Here is a 20046-nt window from a genome sequence, read left to right as displayed (position 1 = left end):
CTCCATGCTCCCTCATTGCTGTGGCCTTCCGGCTTCGCCCAAGGGATGTCACAGGCTCTCTTTCGAGTGAAGTGTCTCCCGCGCCCAAAGACTTGGGCGCACTGGATTCCTGTGACATCCCTCGGGTCAAGCCCGAGGACAGGAATGAGGGAGGAGAGGTGAAGCGCCCCTTGCGAACGACAAGGCGGCAGGGCAGCGGCGCACGCGCCGCTTCTTCTAGAATCGTAAATCGGAAATAATATCGTGACGCAACAATCGACCCTCTCCAGCATCGACCTTTGCGGTTCGTGGCAGCTCACATCTGTTGATGGCGAGATCAAGAGCGCAATCACCTTGCCCGGCGACGTGCACACGGCGCTGCATAGGGCAGGGCTGATCCCCGATCCCTATTTCGGCCGGAACGAGGAGAAGGTGCAGTGGGTTGCCCAGCGTGAATGGGCGGTAGAGCGCAGCTTCACGCTGCAGGAGGTCGAGGGCGACTGGTATCTCGATATCGACTATCTCGACACGGTCGCCAGCGTCTATGTCAATGGCTTTCTGGTGCTCGAAGCCGACAACAGCTTCCGCCGCTACCGGCCTGATGTTTCCAGCATGCTGAAAGCGGGCGACAACTCGATCCGCATCGTCTTTGCCTCTAATCCCGGCGTCGGCGCCGAACGGCAGAAAAAGCAGCCCTTCTACATTCCCTACAGCACCGGCAATTCGCCGATCCCCGACGGCAACATGCTGCGCAAGCCGCAATGCCATTTCGGTTGGGACTGGAACATCGCCATCGCGCCGCTTGGGCTCTACGGCACGATCGCGCTGAAAAAGATCGAGACGGCGCGCATCGAACATGTCGTCACCCGCCAGATCCACAATAATGACGGCTCGGTCGACCTCATGGTGACGGCGAGCCTGTTTGCCAAGCATGCTGGCATCGCCCAGGTCTATTTCGATCTTGACGGCGAGCGCATCCGTCTCGATGTCGGTGTCAAGGGCGAGACGGATGTCCACCACCTCTTCCATATCGACAATCCGCGTCTCTGGTGGCCCTCCGGTAATGGCGAACAGGCGCTCTATACGCTCTCCGTCGAATTGTCCGACGAGGTGGTGATGAAGCAGCTCGGCCTTCGCACCATCGAACTGATCACCACGCCGGATGCGGCGGGCAGCCGTTTCGCTTTCAAGGTCAACGGCCGCGAGGTCTTCTGCCGGGGCGCCAACTGGATTCCGGCCGATGCGCTGTTCTCGCTGTCTTCGCCTGAAAAGACCGAGGACCTACTGCAATCGGCCAAAGCGGCCAACATGAACATGATCCGCGTCTGGGGCGGTGGTTTCTACGAGCAGGACTATTTCTACGATCTCTGCGACCGGCTGGGCCTCATGGTCTGGCAGGACTTCATGTTCGCCTGCAACCTCTATCCCTCGACCGAAGACTTCCTTGGCAATGTGGCGATCGAGGTGGATTACCAGGTGCGCCGGCTCTCTTCGCATCCTTCGATCGCGCTCTGGTGCGGCGATAACGAACTGGTGGGCGCGCTGACATGGTTCGAGGAATCGCGGAAGGACCGCGACCGCTACCTCGTCTCCTACGACCGCCTCAACCGGACGATCGAACAGGCGGTGAAGAAGGCGCTGCCGGGGGCGCTCTGGTGGCCGTCGAGCCCGGCATCAGGCTATCTCGATTTCGGCGATGCCTGGCATGCCGACGGCTCCGGCGACATGCATTACTGGTCGGTCTGGCACGAGAACAAATCGTTCGACAATTACCGTACGGTGCGGCCGCGCTTCTGCTCGGAATTCGGCTTCCAGTCCTATACCTCGCTGCCCGTCATCAGAACCTATGCCGAGGAGAAGGACATGAACGTCGCTTCCCCCGTCATGGAGCTGCACCAGAAGAATGCGGGCGGCAACGAGCGCATCGCCGGCACGATGTTCCGCTATTTCCGCTTCCCCAAGGATTTCCCGAACTTCGTCTATCTCAGCCAGATTCAACAGGGATTGGCGATCAAGACCGCGGTGGAATATTGGCGGTCGCTGAAGCCCCATTGCATGGGCACGATCTACTGGCAGCTTAACGATACCTGGCCTGTCGCCTCATGGTCGAGCCTCGACTATGGGGGGCGCTGGAAGGCGATGCACTATCTCGTCAAACGTTTCTTCCAGCCGGTCGCGGTCGCCGCCATTCCCGCCCAGGACGGCAAGACGATCCGCTTCTCGCTCGTTAACGACACGCTTTCAGATGTCAGCGTCGATCTGTCGATCTCGCTTCTGACGATGAAGGGCGAGCGGAAGCATTTGAAAGACGTGCAGGCCATGTGTTCGCCGGATGCGGCGGTGACGGCCGCGGCGATCGAGGTGTCCGAGATTGACCCGGGAACGCTGCTTGCCTGGCATTTCACCGCGTCGAACGGCATGGGCGGCGAGGGGCACCATGTCAACGGCACCTATAAGGCGCTGGAGCTGGAACCCTCGGGCCTGACCGTTGCCCACGAATATGTCGAGAAGAGCGGCGCGATCGACATCAACGTCACCGCCAGGGGACTTGCACTCTTCGTGATGATCGAGAGCGAGACGGACGGCAAATATTCCGACAACGCCTTCGACCTTGCAGCAGGCGAGAGCCGCCGTATCACCTTCACCCCGGCACATCAGCTAGAACGTGGCAAGCTGCCGGAATTCCGCTTCTACGACCTGCATTCCTGCCAATCGGCGGATTGATCCTTCCAAGAAATGGGCACGAGGCCCAAGGAGAATAAGATGACGAAACTCAGCTACCAGCTCTACAGTGCGCGCAACTTCCAGCCCTATTCTGTGATTTTCGAAAAGCTCGGCAAATCAGGCTATGCGGAGGTCGAGGGGTTCGGCGGCATCTATGCCGATCTCGACGATGCGGGACTGAAGAGCCTTCGCGCCGATCTCGACAAGAACGGCCTGGTGATGGCGAGCGGACACTTCAGTCCCGACTTTCTGGAGAAGGAAGTCCAGAAGTCGCTCAACATCGCTAGGATACTCGGCATGGATTCGATCTATGCCCCGCATCTGGCGGCCGACCAGCGCCCCTCGGACGGAGCCGGTTGGCTCGCCTTCGGCAAGCGTCTACAGGAAATGAGCAAGCCCTATAAGGATGCCGGCTACGAGTTCGGCTGGCACAATCATGATTTCGAATTCGTCAAGCTGGCTGACGGCTCGCTGCCGATCGAGCGCATCTTCGAAGGCGCGCCCGACATTTCCTGGGAAGCCGATATTGCCTGGGTTATCCGGGGCGGCGCCGATCCCTTTGCCTGGATCGACACGCTCGGCTCGCGCATTACCGCAGTCCACGTCAAGGACATCGCGCCGGCCGGTGAAGCGACGGATGAAGACGGCTGGGCCGATGTCGGCCACGGCAAGGTCGAATGGGCCAAGCTGATTGCCACACTGCGCGGCACCAAGGCGAAGCACTTCGTCGTCGAACATGACAATCCGAAAGACATCGACCGCAACATCAGCCGTTCGATTGCATCCTTCCAGACTTATTGAGGCAAATCATGACCAGGGAACTTGGCGTTGGCATCATCGGATGCGGCAACATCTCCACCACCTACTTCTCGCTGGCACCGCTCTTCAAGGGGCTGAAGGTGCTGGCCTGCGCCGATATCAACGTGCGGGCCGCCGAGGCCCGCGCCAAGGAATATGGCGTCAAGTCACAGACGATCGACGAGCTTCTCGCCAATGACGAGATCGACGTCGTCGTCAACTTGACGATCCCGGATGCGCATTTTCCGGTGTCGAAGGCGATCCTCGAAGCCGGCAAACACGTCTATTCGGAAAAGCCGCTGGTGCTTTCGCTGGAGCAGGGCGAAGAGCTTCGCCGCATCGCCAAGGCGAAGAACCTTGCCGTCGGCTGCGCGCCGGACACTTTCCTCGGCGGCGCCCATCAGCTCGCCCGCAAGTTCATCGACGATGGCGGCATCGGCCGGGTGACCTCGGGAGCCTGCTATGTCATGAGCCCCGGTATGGAGATGTGGCATCCGAACCCGGATTTCTTCTTCCTGCCGGGCGGCGGCCCGATCCTGGATCTCGGTCCTTATTACATCGCCAATCTGATCAACCTGATCGGCCCAGTGAAGCGCGTCGGCGCCATGACCTCGATGGCATCGGCGACCCGGACGATCACCAGCCAGCCGCGCCACGGCGAAATCATCCCGGTCAAAACGCCGACGACGATCCAGGCGCTGCTCGAATTCGTCAGCGGCGCCACGGTGACGCTGTCGGCAAGCTGGGATGTGTGGTCGCATCGCCATGCGAATATGGAACTCTACGGCACCGACGGCTCTCTCTACGTACCGGACCCGAACTTCTTCGGCGGCACCGTAGAGGCCAGCGGTCGCGACAAGGACATCAAGCCGCTCGAGCCCTGGGAGCACCCCTTCGGCAAGATCAACCAGGAAAGTCCGAGCGGCTCGCGGGCCAATTACCGCACGGCTGGCCTTGCCGATATGGCAATGTCGCTGATCGAAGGCCGCGACGCGCGCTGCTCGCTTGACCGCACTCTGCACGGCGTCGACGTCATGACCTCGATCCTGAAATCAGGCGAGGAGGATCGTTTTATCGAGCTGACGACGACTTGCACCCAGCCAGCGGCGCTTGGCATCGAAGAGGCGCAGGCGCTGTTGAGGTAGCGGAGAAAGCGCGCCTGCGCTTGCCGTATTGGCGCGCTTGCTCCATTTGTTTCATCATGTCGGCCTCACGATCCGGTTTTTGCCGATGGTTGCCCCTCACCCTAACCCTTTCCGCCTAAACGGGTGAGGGACGCGCCATGTGAGAGGTGGTGGGGAAGGACAGGCTGTGGCATTTCCCTTCACTCCGCTCGCGGGGAGAAGGTGCCGGCAGGCAGACAGGGGGTAGGCGTCGGCGTTTTCGTGAGCCGAAGACGTTGCATGATGAGGACGCTGATATTCGATTAAGGAGACTTCCATGAGCTGGCAACCGGCAGCAGACCGTTATTCAAAAATGAAATATAACCGCACGGGCCGCTCCGGCCTGAAGCTTCCGGCCGTCTCCCTCGGCCTCTGGCACAATTTCGGCGGTGATACGCCGCATGACCGGAAGATCGACATGTGCCGCACGGCCTTCGACCTCGGCATCACCCATTTCGATCTCGCCAACAATTACGGCCCGCCTCTCGGCAGCGCAGAGGCTGCCTTCGGCGAGATCCTGCGCACCGAATTCTCCGGGCTTCGCGACGAGCTGATCATCTCCTCGAAGGCCGGCTACGATATGTGGCCTGGTCCCTATGGCGAATGGGGCAGCCGCAAGTACCTGGTCGCCTCCTGCGACCAGAGCCTGAAGCGCATGGGCCTCGACTATGTCGACATCTTCTATTCGCATCGCTTCGACCCGGAAACGCCGCTGGAAGAGACCTGCGGCGCGCTCGACCATATCGTCCGCTCCGGCCGGGCGCTCTATGTCGGGATCTCCTCCTATAATTCGCAGCGCACCCGCGAAGCAGCCGCCATCCTCAAGGACCTCGGCACGCCCTGCCTGATCCATCAGCCGAGTTATTCAATGCTCAACCGCTGGGTCGAGGATGACAGGCTGCTCGATACGCTCGATGACATCGGCATGGGTTCGATCGTGTTCTCGCCGCTCGCCCAGGGCATGCTGACGACGAAGTATCTCGGCGGCATTCCGGCCGACAGCCGGGCAGCTCAGAACCATTTCCTGAAGCGCGATTTCATCCGCCCCTCGATCATCGACAATATCAGCAGGCTCAACGAGATTGCCGAAAGGCGTGGCCAGACGCTGGCGCAGATGGCGATAGCCTGGGTGCTGCGCGGCGGACGCGTGACCTCGGCGCTGATCGGCGCCAGCCGCTCGTCGCAGATCGTCGATTGCGTCAAAGCGCTGGATAATATCGAGTTCTCGGCCGAGGAGCTGAAGGAGATCGATGTCTATGCCAAGGAGGCCGATATCAACCTCTGGGCGAAGTCGGCGGAGCGGGAATGAAGGCAGGGAGCACATTTGTTGCTCCCTCATTCCTGTGCTCGTCACAGGAATCCAGACACCGCGCGTCTGCGCGGTGAGAAGGGTCTTTCCGGCCCAAGGACTTAGGCCGGCCGGATTTCTGTGACATCCCTTGGGCAAAGCCCTAAGGGCACAGAGATGAGGGTGGGGAGGCGAGCTGAACCGCACGTTCTGACGTACGTACCGCAATAATCTAGGAGGAGGCCGTCCATGATCCGTAATCCCATCCTGCCCGGGTTCAATCCCGATCCGTCGATCTGCCGCGTCGGCGACGATTATTACATCGCCACCTCCACCTTCGAATGGTATCCGGGTGTGCAGATCCATCATTCGCGGGACCTGGTGAACTGGACGCTGGTGCGCCGGCCGCTGGAGCGTGCCTCGCAGCTCGACATGCGCGGCAATCCCGATAGTTGCGGCATCTGGGCGCCGTGTCTTTCCTATGCCGACGGGCAGTTCTGGCTTGTTTATACTGACGTCAAGCGCTTCGACGGCAATTTCAAGGATGCACATAATTACATCGTGACGTCGTCTTCGATCGAGGGCGAATGGTCCGAGCCGGTCTATGTGAATTCCTCCGGCTTCGATCCCTCGCTTTTCCACGACGATGACGGCCGCAAATGGTTCGTCAACATGCAGTGGAACCACCGGACCCAGAGCTTCGGCGGTTCGCCGAAATCGCCGGCTTTCGACGGCATCCTGCTGCAGGAATGGGATCCGGCGACCAAGGCGCTGAAGGGGCCGATCAAAAACATCTTCGCCGGCAGCCCGCTCGGCCTCGTGGAAGGGCCGCATCTCTTCAAGAAGAACGGCTGGTATTATCTGACGACCGCCGAAGGCGGCACCGGCTATGACCACGCCGTCACCATGGCGCGTTCGCGCCGCATCGAGGGGCCCTATGAGATGCATCCGAACATGCATCTCATCACCTCGAAGGATCATCCGGGCGCGGTGCTGCAGCGGGCAGGGCACGGCCAATATGTCGAGACGCCAGACGGCGAAGCCTATCACACCCATCTCTGCGGCCGGCCGCTGCCGCCGAAACGGCGCTGCACGCTGGGGCGCGAAACGTCCCTGCAGAAATGCGTCTGGCGCGACGATGATTGGCTCTATCTGGAAAACGGCACCTACGTGCCCGATGTCGATGTGCAGGGTCTCTTCGGCGCAGTGCCGGTGGAGAAGCCGATACGCAGCGAGTACAGTTTCGATGGGGACAAGCTGCCGGCCGATTTCCAGTGGCTGCGCACGCCCGAACCCCAGCGCATCTTCAATCTGACGGACCGTCCCGGCCATCTCAGGCTGATCGGTCGCGAAAGCATAGGCTCCTGGTTCGAGCAGTCGCTGGTCGCGCGCCGGCAGGAACATCATAGTTTCCGCGCCGAGACCGTGATCGAATTTTCGCCCGACACCTATCAGCAGGTGGCGGGGCTGACGCATTACTACAATCGCCACAAGTTCCACGCGATTGCCGTGACGCTGCACGAAACGCTCGGCCGCTGCGTGACCATCCTCTCCTGCGACGGCGACTACCCGAACGGCCGCCTCAGCTTTCCCGCCGAAAGCGGAGTAACGATCCCGGCCGAGGGCCGTGTCCAGCTTGCGATGGAAATCCGCGAAAATGACCTGCAATTCTTCTGGCAGACGGAAGGCAAGGGCGCATGGCAACGGATCGGCCCTCTCCTGGACGCCGGCGTGATTTCCGACGAGGGCGGTCGCGGTGAGCACGGCTCCTTTACCGGTGCTTTTGCCGGCGTCTTCGCCTTCGATACGTCGGGGCGTGGGAAGACGGCGGATTTTGATTGGTTCAATTATGATGAGTTGTGAGGGGGAGCATCCACTGCTTCCCACCCGCCCTCGTCCTTAGAGGCCTCGGCCTTTGGCCGACGCACCTCACGATGAGGGCCGATCGTTGTGCCGTCTCGCTGCGGGCCCAGATCGGAATGCTCACTTGGGCCAATCCGTTTGCCCAGCTCGCTGCTATGTCTTGCGACATGGCCGCGACCTCTCTCCGACCTAATCCTGGTGCCCCGCAGGGCCTCGAAGGACGAGGTCGGCCACCTGCTGCAACGACACATCAAAAAGAAAGCCGGCGCAGAGGCCGGCTGAGACGAACGCGGCTGCACAGGGATACTGGCCGGTTCCAAACGCTTGGTGACTGAACAATAACTTTCATTACGTGCCGAGGCAGCGGAAAAGGCGCAACGAGAACGCCGGTAAGACGGCTCCGCAAAGGAATGAGCGGCGGGGCGGATGCCGGTGCTTGCCTCGGCTCTCTTATCGGGCATGAATATCACCGGATGATGACATCCGGAGCAGACCTCTGCCCTTCTTTCAGGGAGAATTGGCGGCGTGCGATGGCTATCGGAAGCCGACTATCCCAGGCTTGTCACCAATGGGTGATCGGCTTGACGAAAGTGACGGTGTTGGCGAGGCGTGAATGCAGTGTTCATGTTCCCGAAGGATGTCAAAGCGTCACAGAGGGACTATATAGCGGGCCGAAATACTTTCGAGCATCCGCAAGAGTCCTGCATGACCCCCATTATTTCCGTTCAGAACCTGACCAAGACTTATGCCAACGGGTTCGAGGCCCTGAAGGGCATCAACCTCGATGTCGAGAAGGGCGAGATCCTGGCTCTGCTCGGGCCGAACGGCGCCGGCAAGACGACCCTGATCTCAATCATCTGCGGCATCGCCAATCCGAGCGGCGGCCGCGTGCTGGTGGCCGGCCAGGACGTCGTAAAGGATTTCCGCGCGACCCGCTCGATGATCGGACTGGTGCCGCAGGAACTGACGACCGATCAGTTCGAGACAGTGTTCAACACAGTGAGCTTTTCTCGCGGGTTGCATGGCAAGAAGGCCAATCCAGCGCATATCGAGAAGGTGCTGCGGGCGCTTTCGCTTTGGGACAAGAAGGACAATATGCTGCGTCAGCTCTCCGGCGGCATGAAACGACGGGTGCTGATCGCCAAGGCGCTTTCGCATGAGCCGGATATTCTTTTCCTCGACGAGCCGACTGCCGGCGTCGACGTGACGCTGCGCAAGGACATGTGGCACGTCGTCGAAGAACTCCGGGCTTCGGGCGTCACCATCATCCTGACGACCCATTATATCGAAGAGGCCGAGGAAATCGCCGACCGCGTCGGCGTCATCAACGGCGGCGAGTTGCTGCTCGTCGAGGAAAAGGCGGCGTTGATGGCCAAGCTCGGCCGCAAGCAGCTCATTCTCGATCTGGCGGAACCGCTGAGCCGGCTGCCGGACTGCTTTGCCGGCAATGGCCTCACTCTCGAAGCGGACGGAAGTCGCCTGACTTATGATTTCGACGCCGATAACGAGCAGGAAAGCATCGCGACGCTGCTGACCCGGCTCGGCGAGAACAATATCCATTTCAAGGATCTCTCGACGCGGCAGAGTTCGCTCGAAGATATCTTCGTGGCGCTGGTGGGAGCGAGCAAATGAACTTCGAAGCGGTCAAATCGATCTATTTCTTCGAGATGGCGCGCACGCGCCGCACGCTGCTGCAGAGCGTCATCTCGCCTGTCATCTCGACCTCGCTTTATTTCATCGTCTTCGGGGCGGCAGTCGGTTCGCGCATCCAGGAAGTGGAGGGCGTATCCTACGGTGCTTTCATCACGCCGGGCCTCATCATGCTGACGCTGCTCGGCCAGTGCATCAGCAACGGCTCCTTCGGCATCTACTTCCCGAAATTCACCGGCACGATCTATGAGGTGCTGTCGGCGCCCGTGGCGATGACGGAGATCCTGCTCGGTTATGTCGGGGCGGCGGCGACCAAGGGCGTCATCATCGGCGTCATCATTCTCTTGACCGCCAATCTCTTCGTCGACGTCAGGATCCAACATCCCTTCATGATGATCCTGTTCTTCCTGCTGACCGCGGTCACTTTCAGCCTGTTCGGCTTCATGATCGGCATCTGGGCCGGCAATTTCGAGCAGCTGAACCTCATTCCCATGCTCGTGGTGCCGCCGCTGACCTTCCTCGGCGGCAGCTTCTATTCCGTCAGCATGCTGCCGCCTTTCTGGCAGGCGGTCAGCCACTTCAACCCGGTGCTTTACCTCGTCAGCGGCTTCCGCTGGAGCTTTTACGGCATCGCTGATGTCAACCCGGCGATCAGCTTGGCGATGATCACCGTGTTCCTGGCAATCTGCCTGGCAACGCTCGGCTGGATCTTCAAGACCGGATACCGACTGCGCAACTGACCGCTTGAACGTCGATGATCGGAGAAGCCGATTGTGCTATCGGCTTCTTCCGTTTTTCTTTCGCGTCCGGCGAAGGCATCTGCTGTCTCATCCCAATGGAGAGGCGAGACAGCTGTTATGAACATCGAAGGTCAGAAGGTGATAATTGTCGGCGGCAGTTCCGGCATGGGGCTTGCGCTTGCCCGGCGTCTGCTCGATGAGGGGGCGTCGGTGACGATTGCCGGGCGCGGTCAGGAGAAGCTTGCGGCAGCTTGCCGTCATCTCGGCGACCACCCGAAACTCGGAACGCATATCGTCGACCTGGGCCAGGAGGAGGAGGTCGCGGCGCTGTTTCGGGAGAGCGGACCGGTCGATCATATCGTCAGCACGGCGGCGGAAATCGAAGGAGCCTATCAGCTGCTGTCGTCGCTCGAGCTGACGGCCGCGCAAAAGGTGGTCCAGAGCAAGTTCTACGGGCCGCTGCTGCTGGCGAAATATGGCGCCTCCCGACTGCCGTCCTCAGGTTCGATCACCTACACCTCAGGTATTGCCGCCTATCGGCCGCTCGCGCGCGGATCGGTGGTCGCGGCCGTCAACGCGGCACTCGAAGGCCTGGTCAGGGCGCTTGCCGTCGAACTGGCGCCGATCCGCGTCAATGCGGTCTCGCCCGGCTGGGTGGACACGCCGATCTGGAGCTTCGTTGCCGGTGACGCCAAGCAGGCGCGGCTGGATGCGATGGCGCAGCGCCTGCCGGCTGGGCGGGTTGGGCAGCCCGAAGATATCGCCGATGCGATCCGCTTCCTGATCGGCAATAGCTTCACCACGGGAACTACCCTGCATGTCGAAGGCGGGCATCGGCTGGTCTGATCGGCGAAAGATGTTCGCTGGCCGATTGCAGAAGGAAAGAGATCTGCGGCGGCTGGACGCGCCGGCGTCGCCACATCATCACCAGCGAGGCTGCCAGCGGTCGGCCGGGCCATGACAGTTCGACGACATCGCCGCGCGCAATGGACGGCCCCACCGCAAGGCTCGGGACCAGGCCGTGGCCGGCGCCTGATGCCACGAGCCGGATGATCGTTGCGATGCTGTCGGCCTCTGCGACAATGGCCGGCGCACCTAAACCCGCTTCGGCAAAGGCGGTATCGAGCAGGTGGCGATAGATGCAGCCGGCCGCGGTTGCGATGAACGGGGCGCTGCGTAGGGCTGCGAGGTTTTCCGGCGGCGGGGTTTGCGATCTGCCGGCGGCAATCAGCACCAGCGGCTCGCTGGCGATGCGGCGTGTCACGAAGCGCTCGTCCTGCTGGCCGCGATCGAAGGTGAAGACGATATCAACAGAGCCGTGCTGTAATTTCGCATGCAACTCGCCACTGCCGCCGACCTTGAGCTTGAGACCGAGATCGGGATTTTGCCCGCGGAGGAGGGAGAGCCAGGGCGCCAGCCTTTCAGCGGCAATGGTTTCGAGCGTGCCCAGGGTAACAGAGGATTCGGAAATGTCGGCGGCAACGCGGACGGCGGTCTGCGCCTCGTCGTTCAGTGCCAGGATCTCTTCCGCATAGGCCTTCAGTGCCATGCCTGCCGGTGTGGGAGCGACGCCCTGCCGGGAGCGGAGGAAGAGTTCAACGCCCATCTCCTCTTCGAGCGCCTGGATCTGATCACTGAGGCTCGACTGAGCGAGATTGACCTCTGCGGCGGCGCGCGTGAGGTTTCCGTGCCGCATCACGGCAAGGAAAGTCTTCAGTTGTCGTGGGGTCATGTCGGGCTCCGGCATTTGCGCGAAGGCAGGATATCAATAAAGATGATCCAGCCGCAATTGCTGTCAGGCACTGCTGACGAGCAGGGCGCCCGACAGGATGAAAACGGTGCCGGCTGCGAACCGCGCCATGTTGAGCTCGGAGGCTTCGCCGAGAAAGACTGCGCCGATCGCCAGCGTCACCAGCACGCAGCTCCAGATCGGGGCGAGTTTTGAGACTGGGACGCCATAAGCAAAGAGCGTGAAAAGCCCGCATCGCGCCGGCGCGGGCTCTTCGGCTTGCATTTTCAACGAACATTGAAACCGCACGTTGACGATGTTGAAATTTCTGTCTAGCAGTAACGGCCATGAAGATCGCGATGGTTCTTCCGGTGGTGATAGGGCGCATGGGCAGGATGGTGTAACCATCCGGCGATCAGCCCCATGCGCGGTAAATCAAGCTCCTGACGGGGCTTTTTTTATGCCCTGAATTTGCGCTGCGCCTCGTCAGATTCCCACAATCTCCCTCACACCATGGACAAGACCATGTCACGCCTGCTCCACCGGCACTCTCTATATCTTTCTTGGAGGCGCATCCCTGGCCGTCAGTTCCTCGCTCGGCGGATCGAGCGCGAAACTGGGCTTCCTCATGGGAATGGTTCCGGCGGGATTCATTCTGGGCAGTTATCTCGCTGGCCGATTGACGAGGAAATCGCTCAGCACCACGCTCGTCATTGCGCGTTTATCGACGTGCATGGGGCTGCTGCTGGGGCTGGTCCTGTCGATCTCGGGCATCACGCATGTCCTGGGATTTTTCGGACCCTGTATGTTCATCGGCATCGGCAATGGCTTGACCTTTCCGGCCGCCAATCTTGGCGTGATGTCGGTTCGCGGCCATTCGCCGGCACCGATGCGGGCCTTGCCGCAGCCATGTCGATCGCCGGCGCCGCCCTGATCGCTTCGATCGCCGGGCTGTTTCTCCGGGAGGCAGGCGCAGTGTCGACACTGTTCGCGTTGTTGCTGACATCGGCGTCACTTGCCTTATCGGCAGCGTTTTTTACAGCTTTTGTCGACCGGCGACTTGCGGTCGGTATTCCCAATGGAGAGCCGGCCGAGAGCGGATCGGGGGCATGACTTGTTCTGCCGGATCAATCCCGCATGCGCAATTCGTCCGTCTGCATCTGCAAGGAGCCCAGCGTTTCCAGGAAGCTCATGCCGAGCAGGCTCTGGTCAAGCCGGCCGTCCTCGGCGACGCTGGCTGCGACATTGTTGCGGACGATCGGACCGATCGCCACTTGGTCGAGCGTGACGGGGGCGGCGCGGCTGCGACCGTTGGCGGTCATGACGGTCATGGAATAGGTGAGGCGGGAGAGGTCGATACCGATTCTTGCGGCATCTTCATGCGAGAGCGCCACCATGCTGGCGCCGGTATCGACGAGCATTTCGACGGTCTGGCCATTCACACCGACATCGGCTTCGAAATGGCCGTTCAGCAGCTTGTGCAGGATGACTTCCTGGCCGCCTTGGCTCGTCGTGACGACGACGGCACGGCCGGGAATGAGGCCGGCAAGCAGCCGGTTGCCGACGCCGAGCGCTTCCTGGCGATAGAGGTAGACGGTTGCGAGCGCCAGGATGATGACGAACCAGATCATCAACTGGCGCATGGTTTCACCGACATTTTGTCGGCTACCCCAAATGCCGGCCGACAGCATCAGCGCGATCGGCAGGAGATAGATGAAGCGGCCGAATTCATCGCTCTGCAGGCCGAGGATGCGGCCGCTGTCATTGTTGACGATCAGCACGGCGAGGCCAATGACGATGACGAGGAGCAAGAGGATGAAACGGATCATAAAGGCCGCTCCGGCCCGCCGGCGACGTTTGATCCCGCCCGGTTCAAAGCCGGGACGGTACCTGAAAGCCTTGCCACCAGCTGCGCCATGATCCCCCGTCGTTCGGCATCGGTATAGTTCATCCAGCCACCGATTTCCTGAAGAGTGCGGCCGCAGCCGGCGCAGAAACCGGTGGCTGAAACCATGGAGCAGACGTGAATGCAGGGTGTTTGCATGGCTGATATATCGGAGTTTCAAAGAGCTGCGGCAAGGGCGCAAAGGATGGCTATTTCGCAAATCTGCTGTGTCGCGCCCAGCGTATCGCCGGTGTGGCCGGCAAGCCTGCGGCGGATGATGGCGGTGAAGGCGAATCCTGCGAAACCGGTGGCGAGCAAGCTGGCGACGAGCGGTCGCAGGCCGAATGCCGGCCAGATCAGAAGTGCCGCAAGCAGACCGGCCGAGACGAGCGCAAAATGCATCGCCGCCTCATTCGGCTGGCCGGTCGAGGCGGCCACGCCATCGGCCTTTGCCGGCGGCAGCCGTTGCCAATGCCAGGCGATAGCGCCACGGCTGAGCGCTGCGACGGCGGCAACGGCAAGCGCTGCAGCGAGTGGCGAGGACTGGCGGACAATGGCGGCGAGTGCGGCCGCACGGAGCGCGAAGGAAAGAATCAGCGCTATCGCGCCATAGGTGCCGATCCGGCTGTCCTTCATGATGATGAGGCTCTGTTCGCGGCTCCTGCCGCCGCCGATACCGTCGGCCGTATCGGCCAAGCCGTCTTCGTGCAGCGCGCCGGTGGCAAGAGCCTGGACGGAAAGCGCGAGCAGCGCCGCCATCAGCGGGTCGGCGCGCGAGCCTGAAAGAAGCAAGAGGGCGAGCGCCGGGAAGAAGCCAACGATCAGGCCCGCGAGGGGAAAGGCGCGCACCAGGCGGCCGAGGCTGCCGTCATAGCCTTTGAACAGGGCTGGCGGCATCGGAAGGCGGCTCAGAAAGGCGACGGCGCGGGCGGTATCGACCGCATAATCCTTGATCTTCATTCTGTTTCGTTCTGCCGGAGGGGCTGCGGCGCTTTTGATGTTGTTCGCTTCGTCCGCCGGCTTTAAGAGAGAGCCACCGCAAAGAAGCTGATTTGCGTCAAAAAAACAAGAATAGCCGATTCATAGGAATACGCACCGATGAGCGTTTCAGGCCTGCCCTTCGACGATTTCCGTACCCTGCTCCGGGACCTGCCTGGTCCGGATGCCCGCGCACTGGTGACCGCACGCGAACGCGACGCGCAGCTGACCAAGCCGCCGGGCGCGCTCGGACGGCTCGAGGAGATTGCCTTCTGGCTTGCCGCCTGGACAGGTCGTCAACCTGCCGTCAACCGGCCGCTGGTGGCGATCTTCGCCGGCAATCACGGCGTCACCAGACAGGGCATCACACCCTTTCCGCCCGCGGTGACGCAGCAGATGGTCGAGAATTTTGCCGCAGGGGGAGCTGCGATCAACCAGATCTGCGTGGCCTATGATCTCGGGCTGAAAGTTTTCGATCTCGCGCTCGATTACCCCACGGGCGACATCACCGAGGAGGCGGCGCTTTCCGAGCGCGACTGCGCCGCGACCATGGCCTTCGGCATGGAGGCGATCGCCGGCGGCACCGACCTGCTCTGCATCGGCGAGATGGGAATCGGCAACACGACGATTGCGGCGGCGATCAACTATGCGCTCTACGGCGGGTCGGCGCGCGACTGGGTCGGACCCGGCACCGGTTCGGAAGGCGAGATGCTGGAGCGCAAGATCGCGGCGGTGGAAAAGGCGGTGGAACTGCATAGCGAACATCTCGACGATCCCCTGGAGATCATGCGCCGGCTTGGCGGCCGCGAGATCGCGGCGATGGCCGGTGCCATCCTTGCCGCCCGGATGGAGCGCATCCCGGTGCTGATCGACGGTTATGTCGCGACTGCCGCGGCGGCGATTCTGAGAGCCGCCAACCCCTCCGCGCTCGATCATTGCCTGATCGGCCATGTCTCCAGCGAGCCCGGCCACCTGCGCGCAATCGAGATGCTCGGCAAGACGCCGCTTCTGGCGCTCGGCATGCGGCTTGGCGAAGGCACTGGTGCGGCGCTTGCCGCCGGCATCGTCAAGGCCGCCGCTGCCTGCCATTCCGGCATGGCGACGTTTGCCCAGGCAGGCGTGAGCAACAAGCATTAAGCGCGTCGCGATCTTTCAGATTCGCTTGGCCCGCGCTTTAAATCCTTGTTTTACGCATCTCGTTATCGCAAAACCGCTGCACACTTCTGCGCGACATGCTCTGGGGGATCAATCTTGACAAAGCCCGCGGTGACGAAGCAGACCGGATTTCGACATTTCATCGCCGCGGCCAGCTATTCCTGGGCAGGTTTCCTGCGCGTGCTGAAAGAGGCGGCCTTCCGCCAGGAGCTCGGTTTCTTCCTCGTTTCGCTGGCGGCACTGGTGCTGGTGGGCGCCACTTTCGGTGAGATCGTCGTCGCGGTGCTGCTGTTCCTCGGGCTGTTTTCGATGGAGGCGATGAATACCGCCGTCGAAGAAGTGATCGACCGGATTTCACCGGAGATTTCGATCGTCGGCAAACATGCCAAGGATCTCGGTTCCTTTGCGGTGACCTGCATGATCGCCGCCTGCTGCCTCTATCTCGGATTCGTTCTCGGCAAGCACCTGTTTTTCAGTTGAACTAAAGCGCGTCGCGTGAAACTTGATTCATGCGACGCGCTTTAGCTCCTTGTTTTATGCATGTCGTTATCCCGGAACCGCCGAAAACTTCCGGACTACATGCATTAGGCAAAACTCTTGCGCTTGCGCGTGACAGCCTGAGCCTCTTCGACGGCCGGCAGGCTCTGGAGCACGCGCTTGGCGGGCAGGATGGCGATGACCTCGGTGCCTTCACGCAGCCTCGATTTCAGCAGGAACTGTCCGTCATGCTTGGCAAGGATCGCCTGAACGATCGGCAGGCCGAGGCCGGTGCCTTGTTCGGCGCTCTTGATGGCGATCGAGCCCTGGCCGAAGGCCGAGAGGACGACGGGAATCTCTTCTTCGGGAATGCCGGGGCCGTTGTCCTTGATCGAGATGTATTGTCCGCCGCCGGCCGTCCAGCCTACCTTGACGTGGATTTCGCCGCCCTGCGGCGTGAATTTGACGGCATTGGAGAGTAGGTTGAGCACCACCTGGCGCATCGACTTCTCGTCGGCCCAGATAGCCGGCAACTGCCGCTCGAATTGATCCGAAATGGCAATGTTCTTGGCGCGGGCGCGCAGCTGGACCATGCCGATGCAATCCTCGGTGATATCGAGCAACGAGATCGCTTCCTCGCTCAGTTCGTATTTGCCGGCCTCAATGCGCGACAGGTCGAGGATTTCGTTGATGAGATCGAGCAGATGCTGGCCGGAGCGATGGATATCACCGGCATATTCCTTGTAGGTCGGATTGGCGAGTGGTCCCATGACTTCGGCCGACATCACCTCGGAGAAGCCGAGGATGGCATTGAGCGGAGTCCTGAGCTCGTGCGACATGGAGGCAAGGAAGCGGGACTTGGCGAGGTTTGCCTCTTCGGCGCGGCGGCGCGCCTCATCTGACATTGATTTCGCCACTTCCAGTTCGGCGATCAGGTCGTCCTTCTCCGACTGGTAGGAGAGGATCCTAAGGTTCGATTTGAAGAGCCGGTCACTGATATAGTTGAAGAAGACGAGGGTGGTGGTGAAAAGCCCGGTCAGACTGATTTCGAGGAGGTCGCGCGACAGGCCGCTCTTGGCGCCAAGCGCCAGGACCGCTGGCGCGAAAGCGACCAGTACGGCCGGCGTCAGCATGAAGTTCGACATCGCCGTGACGGAAAGCGCAATCAGCAAAGTTGCGCCCTTATAGAGAATGAAGCTCGACGGCTCGCAGGCGTCGCAGCCCTGCAGCGCGAAGACGGCCCAGCAGCAGCCGACCAGGAATTGGCCGGCGAGCAGCAGGCGGCGCCATTTGCGGGCGCTCTCGGAGGTGATCTCCTGTCGGCGCGCGCGCCGGGCGAGCAGGATGTTGCCGGTGTGACAGCTGAGCGTCAGCAGCGCCCAGAAGAGCAATTGGGTATCTTCAGTGAAATAGACGCCAAGGGCGGTGATGATGACGACGAAGAGCGGCATGATCGTCGCGCCCTGCAGCATCGACGCTATATACATCTTGAGTACGTCACGGTCGAAGGCGGAATTGGACGCATGACCGGACTGCAGGCGTTCGCGCGTTTGCCGCACGGCCTTGGAAACGGCCTTGTTGCGGTGGCTGCGCGACCTGTCGACGATAATCTTGTCGGTCGATGTGCTTACGCCGGTACTCATGTGCACGTTGAAACTTCACCCCTGGGTGGATAAGAGCTTAACCGGCAATTCTTAAGAAGATGTTTGCCATCTTTGCCAAGGATTTGTTTTTTAAGGAGGCGAAAGCGTGACACGTGGCCTGCGCCTGATTCGTGACGGCGTGACCGCTATTGCCTTGCTGGTGCTCCTGGCGCTGATTGCTGCCAAGATCAACGACAGAGCAACAATCAAGCGTGCAGGCGCCTTTCATGCTGCCGATGGCGACAGTCTGACATTGGGCGGAGAGCGCTTCCGCCTCGAAGGCATTGACGCGCCCGAGCTTAGCCAGAGCTGCGAACGGGCGGGAAAGGCCTGGGCTTGCGGGCGCGTGGCGCGGGACGCGCTGCAGGAGATGGTGCTGGCATCGGGAACGCTTTGCCAGGGCGACCGGCGCGACCGCTACGACAGGCTGCTTGTCGTCTGTCGGAATGCGACGGGCGGCGACATCAATGCCGGCATGGTGCGCCGAGGCATGGCTGTTTCCTATGGTGGTTACGGCAAGGAAGAGATCGAGGCGAAACGGGCGAAAGCGGGGCTGTGGGCCGGGACTTTCGAGCGGCCGCGCGATGTGCGTGATCGTGCCCGCCACGAATCCGGTTACGGCGACGCGCTGCGCTTCATCGGGCGGATCGTCGGATGGGAGTAAAGCGATGACCGACGAAGCCGAGCTGGAAACTCTGCGGCGGGAAATTGCGGCCTGTCGCATCTGTCGCGATACCCCGGCGAAAGGTCCTGAGCACCGGCTGCCGCACGAACCCAGACCGGTGGCGGTGATCTCTTCGAGCGCGCGCATCCTGATCGCCGGGCAGGCGCCCGGCCTTCGGGTGCATGAGAGCGGTCTGCCGTTCGACGATGCATCGGGCGACCGGTTGCGATCATGGCTCGGCGTTGACAGAGCAAGCTTTTACGACCGCGCCCGGTTCGCCATTGTGCCGATGGGCTTCTGCTTTCCCGGCTACGACGACAAAGGCGCGGACCTGCCTCCACGCCGTGAATGCGCTCCGGTCTGGCGGCAAAGGGCGATTGCGGCAATGCCGCAGATCGAGCTGGTGCTGGTCATCGGCCAGTATGCGCAGTCCTGGCATATGGCTGACGACAGGCGAGGCAATATGAGCGAGACGGTGCGAGCGTGGCGCGACAGTCTGCTGTCTGGCCGGTCGCCGGCGGTGCTGCCGTTGCCGCATCCGAGCTGGCGCAACAGCGGCTGGCTGAAACGCAATTCCTGGTTCGAGCAAGAATTGCTTCCTGTCCTGCGGGAGCGAGTGAAAACGCTGCTTTCCTGAAAAAAAATTCTTTTCGTTGTGCGGAATCGGGTTATACAAAGAAAATAATTCGAAAGGACTGACGTGCGCATGGACCGCCTCGACCGAAAAATACTGCGTCTGCTGCAAGAAGATTCGACCCTTGCCGTTGCCGACCTCGCCAAGAAGGTGGGGCTTTCGACGACGCCATGCTGGCGGCGCATTCAGAAAATGGAGGAAGATGGTGTCATCAAGCGTCGGGTCGCCATTCTCGATCCGGAGAAGGTCAATACCAAGGTCACGGTTTTCGTATCGATTCGCACCGCCACCCATTCGATCGAGTGGCTGCGCCGCTTTTCCGAGGTGGTTGCCGAATTTCCCGAGGTGGTCGAATTCTACAGAATGAGCGGTGACGTCGACTATCTCCTGCGAGTCGTCGTGCCCGATATCGCCGCCTACGACGCCTTCTATAAGCGGATGATCGCCAAGATCGAGATTCGCGACGTCTCCTCTGCCTTTGCGATGGAGCAGATCAAGTATTCGACGCAGCTGCCGCTCGACTACATGATTCTTGAGAACGCCAAATCCAACGAGGATTGAAATCGCCGATAGGTTGCGACGAGCCGCTGGCCGGCAGTCGCATATGCCGTGTGGTACTCGCCCCGGATCCGGGTCTTTGACGCGATTCGCTCGCACACGGGAATGCGGCGCTCGG

The 20046-nt window shown here is 61.2% G+C and carries 18 protein-coding genes and 2 pseudogenes; 14 read left to right on the top strand and 6 right to left on the bottom strand.

Translation table 11 applies throughout. From position 1 onward, the window contains the following. The first annotated feature begins 243 nt into the window (after positions 1–243). The 8 genes from NL154_RS11410 (at position 244) to NL154_RS11375 (ending at position 11051) form a co-directional block, all read left to right on the top strand. Entirely contained in the window at positions 244–2703 is a 2460-nt protein-coding gene (locus NL154_RS11410; RefSeq protein WP_434734067.1) for a beta-mannosidase, read from the top strand. Positions 2704–2742: 39 nt separating this feature from the next. Beyond that, positions 2743–3504: a sugar phosphate isomerase/epimerase family protein gene (locus tag NL154_RS11405; protein ID WP_210631003.1), complete on the top strand. Its 762-nt coding sequence runs from the start codon at positions 2743–2745 to the stop codon at positions 3502–3504. An 8-nt stretch (positions 3505–3512) separates the two neighbouring features. Next, on the top strand, positions 3513–4646 hold the full coding sequence (locus NL154_RS11400; protein WP_221164224.1) for a Gfo/Idh/MocA family protein: 1134 nt from the start codon (positions 3513–3515) through the stop codon (positions 4644–4646). Between the two features lie 295 nt (positions 4647–4941). Continuing rightward, positions 4942–5973 (top strand): L-glyceraldehyde 3-phosphate reductase, encoded by a 1032-nt coding sequence (gene mgrA, locus NL154_RS11395; protein ID WP_434734066.1) that lies wholly within the window; start codon positions 4942–4944, stop codon positions 5971–5973. Between the two features lie 228 nt (positions 5974–6201). Continuing rightward, positions 6202–7815 carry a glycoside hydrolase family 43 protein gene (locus NL154_RS11390; RefSeq protein WP_434734065.1) on the top strand — a complete coding sequence of 538 codons (1614 nt, stop codon included), beginning with the start codon at positions 6202–6204 and terminating at the stop codon, positions 7813–7815. Positions 7816–8520: 705 nt separating this feature from the next. Further along, entirely contained in the window at positions 8521–9447 is a 927-nt protein-coding gene (locus NL154_RS11385) for an ABC transporter ATP-binding protein (RefSeq protein ID WP_221145247.1), read from the top strand. After that, positions 9444–10205 (top strand): ABC transporter permease, encoded by a 762-nt coding sequence (locus NL154_RS11380; RefSeq protein ID WP_210631008.1) that lies wholly within the window; start codon positions 9444–9446, stop codon positions 10203–10205. The genes NL154_RS11385 and NL154_RS11380 overlap by 4 nt, the downstream gene beginning before the upstream one ends. A 117-nt stretch (positions 10206–10322) precedes the next feature. Beyond that, positions 10323–11051 (top strand): SDR family oxidoreductase, encoded by a 729-nt coding sequence (locus NL154_RS11375; RefSeq protein WP_210631009.1) that lies wholly within the window; start codon positions 10323–10325, stop codon positions 11049–11051. On the opposite strand, the gene NL154_RS11370 is transcribed toward NL154_RS11375, so the two are convergent. Both NL154_RS11370 and NL154_RS11365 read right to left on the bottom strand, forming a co-directional pair. Beyond that, positions 11014–11937, bottom strand: coding sequence for a LysR family transcriptional regulator (locus NL154_RS11370; RefSeq protein ID WP_434734064.1), 924 nt, complete (start codon positions 11935–11937; stop codon positions 11014–11016). The two genes, NL154_RS11375 and NL154_RS11370, sit on opposite strands and share 38 nt — an antisense overlap. Positions 11938–12000: 63 nt before the next feature. Further along, positions 12001–12180 (bottom strand): annotated as a pseudogene (locus tag NL154_RS11365) (hypothetical protein); the annotation flags it as partial. Positions 12181–12460: 280 nt separating this feature from the next. Between NL154_RS11365 and NL154_RS11360 the strand changes: the two are divergent. After that, positions 12461–13047 (top strand): annotated as a pseudogene (locus tag NL154_RS11360) (Bcr/CflA family drug resistance efflux transporter); the annotation flags it as partial. A 14-nt stretch (positions 13048–13061) separates the two neighbouring features. Here the strand turns inward: NL154_RS11360 and NL154_RS11355 are convergent. From NL154_RS11355 to NL154_RS11345, 3 genes are read right to left on the bottom strand one after another with little or no spacing between them, the layout of a single operon-like run. Continuing rightward, positions 13062–13763: a TIGR02281 family clan AA aspartic protease gene (locus NL154_RS11355; RefSeq protein ID WP_210631012.1), complete on the bottom strand. Its 702-nt coding sequence runs from the start codon at positions 13761–13763 to the stop codon at positions 13062–13064. After that, complete coding sequence (locus NL154_RS11350) at positions 13760–13978, bottom strand: DUF1289 domain-containing protein (protein WP_221145240.1); 219 nt, start codon at positions 13976–13978, stop codon at positions 13760–13762. Before NL154_RS11350 ends, NL154_RS11355 begins: the two co-directional genes overlap by 4 nt. A gap of 18 nt (positions 13979–13996) precedes the next feature. Beyond that, a complete protein-coding gene (locus NL154_RS11345; RefSeq protein ID WP_434734063.1) occupies positions 13997–14779 on the bottom strand; it encodes an adenosylcobinamide-GDP ribazoletransferase in 783 nt (260 codons plus the stop codon). A gap of 138 nt (positions 14780–14917) precedes the next feature. Between NL154_RS11345 and cobT the strand changes: the two genes are divergently transcribed. Together cobT and NL154_RS11335 are read left to right on the top strand one after the other, a co-directional pair. Next, positions 14918–15934, top strand: coding sequence for a nicotinate-nucleotide--dimethylbenzimidazole phosphoribosyltransferase (cobT, locus tag NL154_RS11340; RefSeq protein ID WP_221164228.1), 1017 nt, complete (start codon positions 14918–14920; stop codon positions 15932–15934). 114 nt (positions 15935–16048) lie between these two features. Beyond that, entirely contained in the window at positions 16049–16432 is a 384-nt protein-coding gene (locus tag NL154_RS11335; protein ID WP_221164229.1) for a diacylglycerol kinase, read from the top strand. A 104-nt stretch (positions 16433–16536) separates the two neighbouring features. Here NL154_RS11335 and NL154_RS11330 read toward each other — a convergent pair whose 3' ends face one another. After that, positions 16537–18072, bottom strand: coding sequence for a sensor histidine kinase (locus tag NL154_RS11330; RefSeq protein WP_221164240.1), 1536 nt, complete (start codon positions 18070–18072; stop codon positions 16537–16539). Positions 18073–18178: 106 nt separating this feature from the next. Here NL154_RS11330 and NL154_RS11325 point away from each other — a divergent pair, with 106 nt between their 5' ends. From NL154_RS11325 to NL154_RS11315, 3 genes are all read left to right on the top strand, one after another. Next, positions 18179–18736, top strand: coding sequence for a thermonuclease family protein (locus NL154_RS11325; protein WP_221153549.1), 558 nt, complete (start codon positions 18179–18181; stop codon positions 18734–18736). Between the two features lie 4 nt (positions 18737–18740). Next, positions 18741–19373, top strand: coding sequence for a uracil-DNA glycosylase family protein (locus NL154_RS11320; RefSeq protein WP_221164231.1), 633 nt, complete (start codon positions 18741–18743; stop codon positions 19371–19373). A 69-nt stretch (positions 19374–19442) separates the two neighbouring features. Then, positions 19443–19931 (top strand): Lrp/AsnC family transcriptional regulator, encoded by a 489-nt coding sequence (locus NL154_RS11315; protein WP_004678404.1) that lies wholly within the window; start codon positions 19443–19445, stop codon positions 19929–19931. Positions 19932–20046: the final 115 nt, after the last annotated feature.

Source organism: Rhizobium sp. YTUHZ044 (assembly GCF_051123975.1).
Classification (GTDB): domain Bacteria; phylum Pseudomonadota; class Alphaproteobacteria; order Rhizobiales; family Rhizobiaceae; genus Rhizobium.
The sequence above is the reverse complement of the archived record's forward strand: the minus strand, read 5'-3'. Positions and strand labels throughout refer to the sequence as shown.